The organism is Acetobacter vaccinii, assembly GCF_008365315.1.
Classification (GTDB): domain Bacteria; phylum Pseudomonadota; class Alphaproteobacteria; order Acetobacterales; family Acetobacteraceae; genus Acetobacter; species Acetobacter vaccinii.
Genome location: NZ_CP043506.1, coordinates 2,202,573 through 2,216,341 on the forward strand (window position 1 = coordinate 2,202,573; position 13,769 = coordinate 2,216,341).

Sequence of the window (13,769 nt, forward strand, 5' to 3'; positions counted from 1 at the left end):
GGAGCAAGTCCCTTATACCCGCCAGGCATGGGCGGTGTGCGTAACGAAGGGCGAAACCCCAAAGGGCTGCCCTTCGCCTGCTTCCCGTGTACTGTAGTGTGTTTTACGCGGCGTTAAGCTGGGCTTCCGCGAATTCGTAGTTGGCAAGCTTGTCCAGGAAGTTGGTGACATAGTCAGGACGACGGTTGCGGAAGTCGATGTAGTAGGAATGTTCCCACACATCGGCGGTCAGCAGCGCGGTGCCCTGGCCTTCGGCCATCGGGTTGCTGGCGTTGGGGGTCTTGGTGATGGCCAGCTTGCCATCTTTACCCAGCACCAGCCATGCCCAGCCGGAGCCGAACTGCGAGATCGCAGCCTTGCGGAATTCGTCCTTGAAGGTGTCAACACTGCCAAAATCGGCGGCAATACGTGCTGCAAACGTGTCGGACATCACACCGCCGTTGGCGGACAGGCTGTTCCAGAAGAAGGAATGGTTCCAATGCTGACCGGCATTGTTGAACAGGCCAACAAGATCAGCCTTGCCATTGCTGGCCTGGATGATGTCTTCCAGCGACTTGCCCTGGAACTCCGGCTTGCTGTCCAGCAGGGTGTTCAGTGTGGTCACATAGGCCTGGTGGTGCTTGCCGTGGTGGAATTCCAGTGTTTCCTGGCACATGCCACGCGCACCCAGCGCGTTTGTGGTGTAGGGGAGGGATGGCAGTTCAAACGCCATGACGTAACTCCTTAATTCAACAGGTAATGTGCGTGTGTGGCGCACAGGCGCCACAGCTATGGGGGTATGTCGGGCACGTCAAGGGAAAGGCGTAAGACCCTGCCTTCCTTTTCCTGCGGCATCACACACACGTGCCGGGCCAGATGGCGGGGTGATATTTTGCGCCCAAGGCTGTAAGGAGCCCCGCAGGGCAAGCATGGCCTCTGCCTCTGGCAGCTATTTTTTTCATGATGAGGACACAGCAATGACCACCACAGGCCAGGAAACGGCAGAGCAGGCCATGGCCCGTATGGTGGCGGCTGATCCTGACCGCCAGCTATGCGTGCGTTTCATGCCTGCATCTGTGCAGCCTCAGGCGTATGCGTTGCTGGCTTTGCGGCACGAACTGCTGCGCGCCATTGCGCCGGGGCGGTCGGGCGCGGTCGCAGGCCCCATGGCGGCCTATGTCCGCCTGCAATGGTGGCGAGAGGTGCTGGAGGGCACCCGCAGGCCAGAGCATGCCATTGCCCCCCTGCTGCTTAACGCTGTTGCACATGGAGGGCTGGCCCGAGGGACCGTGCTGCGCCTTGTGACCTCGGCCGAGGCCGAGGTGGAAGGTGGAGCCGATGTTCTGGCCTGGCAGGCCATGCTGCGTGACGGCGCAGGGGCATTGCAACGGGGTATGGGGGAGTTACTGGGGTTGGATAGCCAGCAACCGGCGCAGGCTGCGGTGCTTGACCAGTTGGAAGCCGTCGGCATGGCCTATGGTGCGGGCAGTATGCTGCGGCACCTGCCCGTTCTGGCGGGGCAGGGGCGCTACCTGTATCCAGGGATGGAGGCAGAGTTGCGACAGGCCGGGCTGGCTTGGTTGGAGACTGCCCGTGCCACCCCGCTGCCACCGCGCTGGCGGGTGGCGGCTTTGCCTGCCGTGCTGGCCCGGCGAGACCTGGCGCGCGGGGTGGCTCAGGCAGGCCGCGCGCGAGGCCTGGGGGACAGGCTGGCCGTCATGCTGGCCGGACTACGCTGCGCGAGGCAGGCTGCCAGACCAGCATAGGCTGTGTTGAGCGCCGTCTTATACGTCGTTGGCCGCAATGTTTTCCATAATGCCAATCAGGGCGGCATAATCAGAATCTGCTGCTGCCCGGCGGGCGAGTGAAAGTTGCTGGGTGGCGGCTGCCAGTGTGGGGGCGGGTACGGCCTCGCGTGCGGCGGCATCCATCAGCAGGCGCATGTCTTTTTGCATCAGGCGGGCAGGAAACTGGGGTGAGAAATCTCCCGCCTGCGCCATGCGGAGCTTGCGTTTGTGGTGGGGGGAAATCACGGCCATTTCGTCCAGCGCACCAAACAGCATGTCCCGCTCAAGCCCGGCTGCCAGCCCATAAGCTACGGCTTCAGCCAGGGCTGTCAGCCCAGCCCCCATAATACCATTAATAACAAGCTTGAGGCGCGCACCGCTACCCGCAGGCCCGGCCTGGACAGTCAGACGGCCGATAGCGTCAAAAACAGGTTTGGCCTGTGCCAGAGCCTGAGTGTCGCCCCCAGCCAGCACCACCAGCGCGGCGCTGTCGGCTTCTGGTGTGCTGCCAGAAACGGGACAGTCCACAACTGCAATGCCCAGAGCCTTGCCCGCGTCGTAAAGGGACAACGCAGCCTCTGGCGAGACGGAACTGGTGTTGAGCAGCAGGCCGTTAGCGGTCATGCCCGCCAGTGCTCCGGTCGGGCCATACATGCTGGCGGACAGGGCTTCGTCATCTGGCACGCAGACAAGGACAATGTCGGCCTGCCGGGCCACCTCCGCCGGGGTGGGCAGGAAAGGGACAGACCCATCGCCCCCCTTACCAGAGGGAGTATAGGCGAGTGCCTTGTAGCCGGCTTTTACTAGATGGGCTGCCATGCGGCTGGCCATTGCGCCAAAGCCAATGAAGCCGATTGTCTGTTCAGTTGCCATGATTTTGCGGAACTCCGTACTGATCACGTGGTGCATTATAAGCAAGCGGCTTTAAAAGTCCCGTAGCACAGCAAAGAGCGGTCACATGGTTGCTGCAGCCGCATCGTAGCCTGCCCCCAAGCATTGAGGTGCGGGTAGGTATTGGCATCACTCTGTTGGTGACCCGTTATGCGGGTGCATGGAGCCTACCCACTATGCCACACCGGGCAGGCACATAACTGCCCGGTGTGCTGTTAAAGCCGTGTGTGGGCGGGCGAGGTTACTCGGCCGTCAGCGCGGCATAGCCTGCTGTGGCCAGCAGGTTTCTCGCACGGGCATCGGCATGGGTCAGACTGACGGTTTTGCCCCGTTCACGCAGACGGGTCAGTGTTTTGCCCAGTGTATCGGCCGCACTGATGTCCCAGATATGCGCGTCTTTGAGGTCAATGACGACATGGGGCGCTGTGTTCTGGAAGTCTATGCTGTCGGGCAGGATACTGGCCGATGCAAAGAACATCTGCCCTCGCACATGGTACAGGCAGGTCGCGCCATCAGCGCTTGTGTCCGTGTCTACCCGCATCAGGGACATGACCTGAAAGGAAAAGAAAAGCCCATTCAGCAGCACGCCGACCCCGACCCCGGCGGCAAGGTCATGTGTCAGCACCACAACCGCCACTGTGGCCAGCATGACGGTGGTGGACAAGCGTGGGTGGCGCACCAGATCACGCAGTGATGACCACGAAAATGTGCTGACAGACACCATGATCATGATTGCAACCAGCGCAGCAACGGGCACGCGGGCCACAAAGCGGTGCAGCACCACCAGCAGGAGCAGCAGAAAAGCCCCGGCCGTAAAGGTCGACAGGCGGCCACGCCCCCCATAACGCAGGTTGCCGACGGTCTGGCCGATCATACCGCACCCGGCCATGCCACCAAACAGACCGGCAAGAATGTTGGACAGTCCAAGGCCCGTGCATTCCGCGCGCTTGTTGCTGTGGGTGTCGGTCAGTTCATCCACCACCGTGGCGGTCAGCAGGGATTCCAGAAGCCCAACCATGGCCATGGCAAACGCATAGGGCAGCACAATCCCGAGTGTTGTGGTGTTGAGGGGGACATCTGGCAGAGCAAAATGAGGCAGGCCCTGTGGCAGTGCCCCCAGGTCTGCAATGGTGTGGACAGGCATGGGCCATATCCAGGTTACAAGAAACAGCACCACAATGCACACAAGGGGGGAGGGAATGGCCGTGCTGAGACGGGGCAGCAGATACACGATGGCCAGCCCGAGGGCGATGAGCGCATAGGTGTGCCAGGTGACATGCAGCATCTGCGGGAGTTGCGCGGAGAAGATGAGAATGGCCAGCGCGTTGACAAACCCGGTTTCCACCTCGCGCGACACAAAACGCATGATACTTTGCAGGCGCAGCAGGCCAAAAGCAATCTGGATGGTCCCCGCCAGCACGCTGGCTACAATCAGGTAGTCAAAACCGTGATTATGCACCAGGTCCGCGGCAACGAGTGCGACAGACCCGGCAGCACCGGAAATCATGCCCGGTCTGCCGCCGGTCAGGGCAATGGTGATGCTGATGATAAAGGAGGCAAACAGCCCAACCTGCGGGGCAACCCCGGCAGCGTAGGAAAACGCTATAACTTCGGGGATCAGGGCAAATGTTCCCACCATGCCCGCAAGCACATTGCGGACGGGTTGGTCTGTCCATTCACGGAGGTATGTTCGGGCTGTCACGCGGTCTTTTGCTTTCCTGTCTGTCGGGGTCAATCAGGGCATAAACCGTGGGCTTTTGCAGGGTAAAGGGTTTTTGGCATGACCGGAGGGTGATTGTGCTGCCAGGGCAGGCGCTTTATGCGGGGTATATGCCAACAGCTAAACCCTACGCCCCCCTGATCTGGATTCTGGCTGGTGAAGCCAGTGGTGATATTCTGGGCGCACGCCTGATGCAGGCGTTACGTGCCCGTGTGCCTGCCATCCGCTTTGCGGGTGTCGGCGGGGTGCAGATGGAGGCACAGGGCCTGCACAGCCTGTTCCCGCTGCGTGATCTGGCCGTTATGGGGCTGGTCGAGGTACTGCCGCGCCTGCGCCATCTGTCGCGCAGGCTCGATATGGCCGTGGCTGATGTTGAGGCATACAGGCCGGATATGGTTATTACTATCGACAGCCCCGGTTTTACCTTGCGCCTGCTGCGTAAGATCGAGGGCATGGGCATCCCCCGTGTTCATTACGTTGCGCCGCAGGTCTGGGCCTGGCGGCCCAGGCGGGTGCGCGAATTCCCCGGTCTGTGGGATGAACTGCTGTGCCTTCTGCCTTTTGAGGAAGAGTTTTTTGGCCGCCACGGGCTGAAAACCCGCTTTGTGGGGCACCCGGTGTTGCAGTCTGGCGCGGGGGAGGGGGATGGAGCCCGTTTCCGGCGGCAGCACGGCCTTGGCATGGGGGCACGGGTGCTGGTGCTTATGCCCGGCAGCCGCCGGTCGGAAGTGCCACGCCTGTTGCCCGTTTTTGGCCGCATGCTGGTACTGCTTCGTGCGACAATGCCCGATGTGGTGCCTGTTGTCCCGGTTTCCCCCGTTGTGGCCTCGGCGGTTGTGCAGGCTACCCGGAACTGGCCCGTACGGCCTATTGTGGTGACAGAGACGCAGGATAAGCACGATGCCTTTGCCGCAGCGGGTGCCGCGCTGACAAAATCAGGCACCTCAACGCTGGAACTGGCATTGGCTGGCGTGCCCATGGCGGTAACCTATCGCGTCAACCCTGTAACGGCCTTTCTGGCGCGGCGGCTGATCCGGGTGCCTTATGTGGCCATGGTTAATCTGCTGGCAGGTAAGGCTGTGGTGCCGGAACTGCTGCAAGAGCAGTGCCGCCCCGATGTGCTGGCGCATGCAGTGCAGACCTTGTTTGAAGATGCCGAGGCCGCCCGGAAACAGAAGGCCGCATTCAAGACACTTCTCAAAGGCTTGGAAGGGCCGGAAGGCACGCTCCCAGCCGAAGCTGCGGCTCAGGCTGTGCTGGATGTGCTGGCTCGCTCTCGTGCGCCGTAAAGAGTGGTGGTCCCGGAGGGTTGTCTGACATGCCTCAACACGCGTGTGGAGACGTTAAGGGGTGTCAGACAATTGGCAGGCAAGGCTGCCGTCTGATGGAGAAGACAAGAGCGAAAGCCCCCTGAGCCATGGGACGGTAAAAGACCGCAGTCTCTCAGGGGATGCTTGTTCTTGCCGGGTGTCAGGCGTGGGTGTGGTAAAGCTGGGCAGGATCAATCTCAGGCGCACTGAGGATGCTCAACCCGTCTGGCGTGAAGGCCTGGTAAAAGCAGGAGCGGCGGCCCGTGTGGCAGGCAACGCCGGTTTGTTCCACCAGCAGCAGAACGGCGTCTCCATCACAGTCCAGCCGGGCTTCCACAAGGCGCTGGATCTGGCCCGATGTCTCCCCTTTGCGCCACAGGTTCTGCCGGCTGCGTGAATAATAGCACACGCGCCCCGTCGTCAGTGTTTCACGCAGGGCTTCCTGGTTCATCCAGGCAATCATCAGGATTTCACCCGTGTCATGCTGCTGGGCGATGGCGGCAACAAGACCGGCTTTGTCGTAGCTGACCTGGGTCAGCATGCTGTCGAGCACATCGGGGGCGGGGGGTGTATAGGGCATTGCTTAGTCCGCTGTCGGGGTCGAGGAAGGGTCGGGTGTCAGGGCGTCTGCCATCCAGCCTGGGGGGCGGGCCACCAGTGTCAGGCCCGCACAGTCCAGCGGGCCGGCCAGTGCGTCAAGCTTGAGCATCGCCAACCCGATATGATCGCGGGAGGACCGCAGGGTACCAACTTCCACCCCATTGCGCAGGATCGGGCTACCGGGTGGGGGCAGGGGGTGGGGGCTGGCAACAGGCACAAGCCTGCGCTTGAGCAGGCCACGATACCGCATGCGGGCGGTTACTTCCTGCCCCATGTAGCAGCCTTTCTCCCAGGAAATTCCGCCCAGCAGGTCCATGTTGGCCTCGGCGGCAAGGGTTCGGGCAGGCTCACAGTCCTGCACGCCATCAGGCAGGCCAAGGGCAAGACGGTGCAGGTCGTAGTCCGCAGGTGTTGCGTTCAGTGGGGTGTCGGCTGGTGCGTCAATCAGTCGCCATCCTGCGGCTTGCAGGCGCGGGTCGGTAACGCTGATGGCGTTTTCCAGCAGGGCGGCATCCGGGGTGTTGCCCCAGGCGACATGCACTGGCAGGCCGGTAATATCGAGTTGCACATCGGCCCGTAGTCGAAAGCGCGACAGGGTGGTGCGCAGGGTCTCGGCCTGCTCGGCGGCGCAGTCCAGCAGCAGGCTGGGTTCATCAGGGTTGGCGATGACAAAAAAATCACTCTGCCAGCGGCCTTGTGGTGTCAGACAGGCCGCCCAGGTCGCAAGCCCCGGTACCACAGCATTGATATCTGCTGTGACCAGACCCTGCAAAAAGCGCACACGGTCTGCCCCGGATAGCCTGATGACCGTGCGATCAGGAAGGTGGGCAAGATGGGGCGGAGCGGACATGGCGCTAATACTCCTGCAAAATAGGCTGTCAGTTTAACAGGACCAAAACAGTACCATACATGCGTGGTGCTGTCTTTGACCAGTCTGCTGGCCGTGCCTCAGCCTTGCAGGCTCAGGGCCTCAAACACGTCTCCTTCAGGGGGCAGGGCGCGGATATGGGCGCGGTGCCACAGGGCATAAAACAGCAGGTTCCAGGCCGCTGCGGCCTCGCGCGTGCCACGGATGTCGCGCAGCAGGGCGCGTACCCTGTCGGGCCGGGCAATTTCGGCGATGCAGTCCTGGCCCGCCAGAAGGTCAGCCAGCCTGTGGCTGTCCTGTGCCATCCACGCCCCTATGGGCACGGTAAAGCCCTGCTTGGGGGCAAACGGCTGGGCTGCGGGGTTATGCTGGGCAAGCCATTGGCGCAAAAGCCACTTTCCCTTGCCGCCGCGCACACGCAGGGTGTCGGGCAGGTGGCAGGCAACGTCGGCCACGACGGGGTCCAGCAAAGGGGTGCGCCCTTCCAGACCATGGGCCATCAGGCAGCGGTCGAGCTTGAGCAGCAGGTCATTGGGCAGCCATTCCGCCGTGTCCACCGCCTGCACACGGGCCAGGGGAGTGCCGTGGGCATGGTATGTGGCTTCGGCCTGGGCGATGCCGTCCCGCCAGTGGCGCGTGGGCTGGCGTAGAATGTCCAGCCCGTCAAAAATACCACGTCGCCAGGGTTTTTTGCGGCCCCGCCACCAGGGGCGGGTGGCGGCACGGTAGCGGCCATAACCGCAGAACAGTTCATCCCCACCTTCACCGCTCAGCACAACCCGCACATCGGCAGCGGCTTTGCGGGCCAACAGCCAGGTGGGGATAATAGCGTAATCTGCCGCAGGGTCATCCATACTGGCAACGATGGCGGGCAGGTGCTGCCATACCATCGCGCGGGTAATGTGCAGCGTTTCATGCTCGGTCCCGGCGGCATGGGCCAGGGCTTGTGCGGCTTCGGCCTCGTTCGCAGCACCTGGGGCGTCAAAGGTGGCGGTCCAGCTTCGGAGTGGTGCAGTGCGTGGCTGGCGGCTCATGGCGGTCAGCAGGCAGGCACTGTCGATACCGCCGGACAGAAACAGCCCAAAAGGCACGTCCGCACGTTCATGCACGGCAATACTGTCCATTAACGCTGCATCCAGCCTGTCCAGCGCCTCTGTTTCAGAGGTCAGCAGGGTGGCTTTGTCGGGCTGGGGCAGGGCGGGTAAAGTGTGGCGTTGGGTAATCTGCCCTTGTGTGATGCATAGGGTCTCGCCGGGCAAGAGGCGGCGGATGGTGGGGAAAATGCTTTGCGCCCCGGTGGTAAACTGGAGTTGCAGCAGTTCCTCCCGCCGGGCGGGGTCTATGGCGCGGGGGGCGAGGCCCGCAGCCAGCAGGGCGGAGGGTTCGGAGGCAAATGCCACCCCATTGGTCGAGCTTGTGTAGTAGAGCGGCTTTATCCCGAATGGGTCGCGCGACAGCAGGGCGGTCTTGCTGCTGGAATCGTACAGGGCTGTGGCATACATGCCCCGCAAATGGCGCGGAAAATCCGGGCCGTGGCGTTGCCACAGGGCCAGCGCTGATTCGCAGTCACTTCCGGTTTTGAACGCCTCTGGCCCCAGCGCCTGGCGGATGGCGGGGTCGTTGTAGAGTTCCCCATTGGCTACCAGCGTGCCGGTGCCTGCATAAAGTGGCTGGTCACCCCCGGCCAGATCAATGATCGACAGGCGGGTGTGCAGCAACTCGGCCTGATCCAGATGGGCAACGTGGCTGCCATCTGGCCCCCGGTGGCGCAGGGCAAGGGCCATTTGCTCAAGGCATGCCGGGGCTGTTGCCGGGGCATGCGGGGTGTGGAGCAGGCCGCCAATGCCGCACATGGAACTAGTGCTCCACCGTGGACAGGAACTGCTGCCACGCTGCCAGCACAGGGGGGGCAGCAAAGGCGGTATCGTAGTCCTGCCTGCCTGCCTGGGCGATGCGTTGTGCCAGACTGGGGGTGTCCAGCACTTCCGACAGTGCGGCGGCCAATCCCACGTCGTCTTCCAGCGGGGCGAGGACACCATTGTCCAACGTGCGGATCAGTTCAGTCGGCCCCTGTGCTGCGGTGGCAACAACGGGGCGGGTGGCGGAAAACCCTTCAATGACAACATTGCCCAGAGGTTCATGCCGGGAGGGGCAGACCAGAATGGTGCAGGCCCGGATCAGCCCTCCGGGGTTTGCTGCCCAGCCGGGCATGTGTACGCGCTCGGCAACACCTTCGCGCCGGGCCAGGTCTTCCAGCGCCGCCCGTTCTGGCCCCTCTCCGGCAATCACAAGGGGAATGTGGGGGACGCGGCGCATGGCGCGGATCAGCACATCAAACCCCTTGTTGCGGTGCAGGCGGCCCAGCGCCAGCAGAAAGGGTGTACCGTGTGGGATACAGGCGGGCCAGACGGGGGCAGTATCGGCCAGATCGGTTGCAAAATTGGGTAGGTAGTGGGTTCTGTCCTGCGGCCAGCCCTGTTCGCGCATCCATTGGACAAGCCCGCGTGTGTTGCCGATCAGGTGGCTGCACCGCCGGTAATAAGACAGATCATAAAACCCGCCCAAGCGGCCTGCCAGCACCCAGTCCCCTTTTGGAGTAAAGCGGGCAGCCCGGTTCATCCACGTCACCACCACGCGGGGGGCGAATGTGCGCAGGGTGCGGCGTAGACGCGGGCGGGTGAGCAGGTCGGCCAGCCCGCCAAAAGGCAGTTCCACCGGGTTTACGCCCCCTGCGCGTAACCGCTGGGCACGTGCTGGGTCACGCCGGATGGTTGCGAGCACCGACAGGCCGGAAGCGGCCTGGGCTGTACACAGGCGCTCGTAAAACAGCTCGGCTCCGCCAGCGGCAGCGCCTGCCATAATGTGGGCGACTTTTAAGGGGGGCAGTGCTGTGTCTGTCATGTCCGGGGTTCCGTCTGCTCAAGCAGGGTTAGCGCCGTATGGGCGACAGTGTCTGCATGGAGTCCTGCAATCGGGGCCTCGCCCTCAGCCCCTGGTGCTGCGACCCAGCGCGAGAGGGGGCCAGCAGGGGCATATTCCGAAGCGCGGGAGGGGCCAAAAAGGCCAAGTGTGGGAATACCCGTCGCGGCGGCAAGGTGCATCAGGCCCGAATCGTTGCCCACATACAGGCGGCAGCGGGCCAGCATGGCGGCGGTCTGGGTGAGTGAGAAACGGCCACCGGCATCAATGGCGTTGGGTAATGCGGCCAGCACAGGGCGGGCCAGCGCAGCTTCCTGCTCTCCGGGGCCGTAAAAAATGGCGGGGCGGGCTGTGGGGTAGGCTGTGCTGAGGTCTTGCCAGAGGGGCAGGTAATTCTGGGTGGGCCACACTTTACCCAGCCAGTTCGCGGTCGGGCCAAGAGCGACAATGGGTTGGTCAGACGGGATGATACTGGCTGCCATGGCGTTGTCCGCCGGGCTGAGCCAGACCGTCGGCAGGGGGGCAGGGTTAAGGCCCAGTGCGTTTGCCAGGTGCTCGGTCCTGCGGCCGGGGCGGCGTCCCCCCCGCATGATGTGCCGCGTGCCCGAGTGCAGGAGTAGGGTGACGGCTGAGCCCCGCAAATCCACGGTGATGTCCCATTTGTGGGGCACGCAGGCTTTCCAGAGGTCAAACCAGTGCAGGTCATGGCGGCGTTTGGTCATGGTTATGACACGCTCAAGCCCGGGCACATTGGCAAAAAGCCCGGCGGCGACCGGCCCGCAGGCAACGGTCACGCGGGCACCGGGCCAGCGTTGCAGCAGGGCCGCCAGCACACCGGTGGAGAGCACGGCGTCACCCAGGCGTGTTGCCGTGATAAAGAGAATGCGCATCCCCCCAGCCTATAGCGGCTATAGGGGGGCTTTCCAAGCCGAAGCCCCCGGCTGATAACGCAGGGATATGGACTTTTACGCCGCCTGTGTCAGAAGGTGCAGGCAGGAGGCGGAACGCCGTCATGACTCGGCCACCGCCCGCTTTTGGGGATAGGAACATGATGAGGAAAGGTTTTGTTCTGGCTGTTGGACTGCTGGTGTCTGGCCCGGCTCTGGGTGTGGCAACACCGGCCCATGCTGCGGCACACGGCTGGACTGCTGCGGCCTGCGGGGAAGAACCGGCGGCCCCCACGGTCGATGTTTCGACAATCGAGCATTACAACATCAGTGTCGACAAGGTCAGCGCGTATGAAAAAGCTGCGCGTGCCTATAATTCCTGCGTGGCCAAGACCGCCGTCAAGGAAGAGACTATCATCAGCAACGACGCGCGTGACAAGATTGCCTATGTGCATGAAGGCAGCACCACCGTGCAGAAGCGTATTGCAGGCAATTTCTCTCGCTTGACCACAGCCCTTAAGGCGGGTGGCGCCAAGTTGCAGAAAAGCGCACAGTAAAAGTCCGCCCACAGGGGATCAGGCGCAGGCCGCGTGGTCCTGCACGCTGGCCGATGCACCCGCCCGCCTTGTATGATATGGCAGGGTGGGGCAGATAGGCTGTGGATACAGATGACGCAGACCGCCAGGAACAGGAAGCAGGCCAGACCGTGGCAGAGGATATTTTCAGGGAAGTTGACGAGGAACTGAAGGCTGAACGTCTGCGCCGTGTCGCATGGCGTTATGCCGGTGTGGCTGTGGCACTGGTTGTTGTGGCAGCCAGTGGTGTGGGCGTTATGTCCTGGCGGGCTACGCAGCAGGCCAGGCAGGCTCAGGTTGCCACAGGCACCTACCTGACGGCCCTGCAACAGACAGATCACCTGCCTGACCCGCCTGCAACAGGCGTTGCGGAGCTGGGGCAGAGTGCGCGTACTGGGCTGGATACCCTCCGCCAGCTTGCGGCTTCTGGCCCGGCGGGTGTTGCCGTGCTGGCCCGTATGCAGGAAGCGGCCGTACAGGCTGGGCGTGGCGACAAGGCCGCCGCTCTGGCAGCCTGGGACGCCGTGCAGTCCGATGCCAAGGCAGACCCCGCCCTGCGAGACCTGGCCACCCTGATCTGGTGCCAGCAGCAGCTCGATACCGGCAGCCCGGCCGTCCTGCGCTCCCGCCTGCTTCTGCTGTCTGGCAAGGGCAAGGCCTGGCAGGGGCTGGCGACCGAGGCTCTGGCTCTGCTGGACGTGCGGGAAGGTCACCTGGATGACGCCCGCCGGAAATTCGCATCGCTGGTGGCTTCGGGGGATGCGCCCGCAGGTGTGCGCCACCGCGCGCAGGATATGATGCAGGCTCTTGATCCGTCAGCAGGATAAAACCATGAACAGCAAGACACCCTCCCGCTTTGCCAGACATTGGGGGCTGACCCGCAGGAGCCTGCTCGCCGCCGGTGTTGTAGCCCCCGTGCTGACAGCCTGTGGTGATGATGACGACAAAAAACTGATTCTGCCGGGTCATCGGACGGATATTCTGTCCTCCGGTGCAGGGCTGATGGTTGATGGGGAAGATAAAACCCCCATCACCATTCCAGCCCCGATTTCGGTGTCGCAATGGCCGATGAGCGGGCGAGTGCCTGCCCATACGGGTGAAAATTACGCCTGGGGCGGCCTGCACAAGCGCTGGAGCCAGAATATCGGGGCAGGTATTTCCGAGCCTGATTTTCTGGCATGGGCGGCGCTGGGCTCACTGGGGCGTGGGATCATCCCCTCCACTCCGGTGGTGCAGGACGGTCGACTGTTCATTATGGATGCACAGGGCACCGTACGGGCATTTTCCTGGCCGGGCATGCGCAAGCTGTGGTCGCTCAATCCCCGCGTCAAACATTCCCGCTCCAGCAACATCGGTGGTGGCTTGGGCGTGGATGGGGATACGCTCTATATTGTTGATGGTGTGTCCCAGACAGTGGCGGTGCATGTCGCGACCGGCAAGGTGAAGTGGCGTACCGACATTGGCACCCCAGGCCGTTCTGCCCCCACAATTGCTGAGGGGCGCGTGTTTTTTGGCACGATTGACGAGCGGTTTTTTGCCTTGGATGCCGCCACAGGCCGCCAGCTCTGGACCTATGCCGCAACCTCGGTTGAAACCACAGTGTTTGGGCAGCCCGCACCGGCTGTTGCCAATGGTGTGGTGGTGGCCGGTTTTGGCGGGGGCGATCTGGTAGCGTTCCGTGCGGAAAGTGGTGAGGTTGTCTGGAGCAACATGCTCGGCAACGTCAACAGCCAGGCCAGCACCCTTAACCTGAGCTGTGTGCGTGGCCTGCCTGTTATTGTTGGCAGTGTGATCTATGCTGTCAGCATGGCGCAGGTGCTGACTGCGGTGGATATCCGCACCGGCCGCCGCGTGTGGGAACGTTCAGTCGCCAGCCAGAACAATATTCTATGCGTGGGAGACTGGCTGTTTGTTCTCTCGCTCGACCAGCAGTTGGCCTGCCTGGACAGGCTGTCCGGCCATGTGCGCTGGATTACCCAGTTGCGCCGCTTCCGCAAGGTTGAGGCCAACAAGGATATCGTAACCTGGTTTGGCCCGGTTCTGGCCGGCGGGCAGCTTGTCTGCCTTGGCACATTGCCCGAAAACGGCATGGTCCGGGTCAACCCTGTAACCGGCAACATCATCTCGGTAGACACCATGGACGGCGTTTCTTTCATGCCGCCAGTCGTGGTTGATAATCAGATGCTGGTTGTCACGAATGATGGATACCTGAAGTCTTATGGCTGACCGGCAC

Annotated in this window: 13 protein-coding genes; 5 read left to right on the plus strand and 8 right to left on the minus strand. The window is 62.7% G+C overall.

Annotated elements, in window-relative coordinates; genetic code table 11:
• Nucleotides 1-103 precede the first annotated feature (103 nt).
• Nucleotides 104-712, minus strand: a complete 609-nt coding sequence (locus FLP30_RS09900; RefSeq protein ID WP_149279680.1) for a superoxide dismutase — start codon at nt 710-712, stop codon at nt 104-106.
• Between the two features lie 244 nt (nt 713-956).
• Here FLP30_RS09900 and FLP30_RS09905 point away from each other — a divergent pair, with 244 nt between their 5' ends.
• On the plus strand, nt 957-1,745 hold the full coding sequence (locus FLP30_RS09905; RefSeq protein WP_149279681.1) for an isoprenoid biosynthesis enzyme family protein: 789 nt from the start codon (nt 957-959) through the stop codon (nt 1,743-1,745).
• Nucleotides 1,746-1,763: 18 nt separating this feature from the next.
• On the opposite strand, the gene FLP30_RS09910 is transcribed toward FLP30_RS09905, so the two are convergent.
• Both FLP30_RS09910 and FLP30_RS09915 read right to left on the minus strand, forming a co-directional pair.
• Nucleotides 1,764-2,639 carry an NAD(P)-dependent oxidoreductase gene (locus FLP30_RS09910; protein ID WP_149279682.1) on the minus strand — a complete coding sequence of 292 codons (876 nt, stop codon included), beginning with the start codon at nt 2,637-2,639 and terminating at the stop codon, nt 1,764-1,766.
• A 259-nt stretch (nt 2,640-2,898) separates the two neighbouring features.
• On the minus strand, nt 2,899-4,359 hold the full coding sequence (locus FLP30_RS09915) for a SulP family inorganic anion transporter (protein WP_149279683.1): 1,461 nt from the start codon (nt 4,357-4,359) through the stop codon (nt 2,899-2,901).
• Nucleotides 4,360-4,487: 128 nt separating this feature from the next.
• Here FLP30_RS09915 and lpxB point away from each other — a divergent pair, with 128 nt between their 5' ends.
• Nucleotides 4,488-5,666 (plus strand): lipid-A-disaccharide synthase, encoded by a 1,179-nt coding sequence (gene lpxB / locus FLP30_RS09920; protein ID WP_149280328.1) that lies wholly within the window; start codon nt 4,488-4,490, stop codon nt 5,664-5,666.
• A gap of 181 nt (nt 5,667-5,847) precedes the next feature.
• Here the strand turns inward: lpxB and hisI are convergent, their stop codons facing one another.
• The 5 genes from hisI to FLP30_RS09945 all read right to left on the minus strand — a co-directional run bounded on the left by hisI (nt 5,848) and on the right by FLP30_RS09945 (nt 10,964).
• Nucleotides 5,848-6,267: a phosphoribosyl-AMP cyclohydrolase gene (hisI, locus tag FLP30_RS09925; RefSeq protein ID WP_149279684.1), complete on the minus strand. Its 420-nt coding sequence runs from the start codon at nt 6,265-6,267 to the stop codon at nt 5,848-5,850.
• Between the two features lie 3 nt (nt 6,268-6,270).
• A complete protein-coding gene (gene ygfZ, locus FLP30_RS09930) occupies nt 6,271-7,137 on the minus strand; it encodes a CAF17-like 4Fe-4S cluster assembly/insertion protein YgfZ (RefSeq protein WP_149279685.1) in 867 nt (288 codons plus the stop codon).
• A gap of 98 nt (nt 7,138-7,235) precedes the next feature.
• The gene (gene asnB / locus FLP30_RS09935) at nt 7,236-9,008 is read right to left on the minus strand and encodes an asparagine synthase (glutamine-hydrolyzing) (RefSeq protein WP_149279686.1); all 1,773 of its coding nucleotides are present in this window, start codon (nt 9,006-9,008) and stop codon (nt 7,236-7,238) included.
• A gap of 4 nt (nt 9,009-9,012) precedes the next feature.
• The gene (locus tag FLP30_RS09940; protein ID WP_246856496.1) at nt 9,013-10,056 is read right to left on the minus strand and encodes a glycosyltransferase; all 1,044 of its coding nucleotides are present in this window, start codon (nt 10,054-10,056) and stop codon (nt 9,013-9,015) included.
• Nucleotides 10,053-10,964 carry a glycosyltransferase family 9 protein gene (locus tag FLP30_RS09945; RefSeq protein ID WP_149279687.1) on the minus strand — a complete coding sequence of 304 codons (912 nt, stop codon included), beginning with the start codon at nt 10,962-10,964 and terminating at the stop codon, nt 10,053-10,055. The genes FLP30_RS09940 and FLP30_RS09945 overlap by 4 nt, the downstream gene beginning before the upstream one ends.
• A 158-nt stretch (nt 10,965-11,122) precedes the next feature.
• Between FLP30_RS09945 and FLP30_RS09950 the strand changes: the two genes are divergently transcribed.
• The 3 genes from FLP30_RS09950 to FLP30_RS09960 all read left to right on the plus strand — a co-directional run bounded on the left by FLP30_RS09950 (nt 11,123) and on the right by FLP30_RS09960 (nt 13,762).
• Nucleotides 11,123-11,518 (plus strand): hypothetical protein, encoded by a 396-nt coding sequence (locus FLP30_RS09950; protein WP_149279688.1) that lies wholly within the window; start codon nt 11,123-11,125, stop codon nt 11,516-11,518.
• Nucleotides 11,519-11,619: 101 nt separating this feature from the next.
• Nucleotides 11,620-12,363, plus strand: coding sequence for a hypothetical protein (locus tag FLP30_RS09955; RefSeq protein ID WP_246856497.1), 744 nt, complete (start codon nt 11,620-11,622; stop codon nt 12,361-12,363).
• Between the two features lie 4 nt (nt 12,364-12,367).
• Nucleotides 12,368-13,762, plus strand: a complete 1,395-nt coding sequence (locus tag FLP30_RS09960; RefSeq protein WP_149279689.1) for an outer membrane protein assembly factor BamB family protein — start codon at nt 12,368-12,370, stop codon at nt 13,760-13,762.
• The last annotated feature ends 7 nt before the right edge of the window (nt 13,763-13,769 follow it).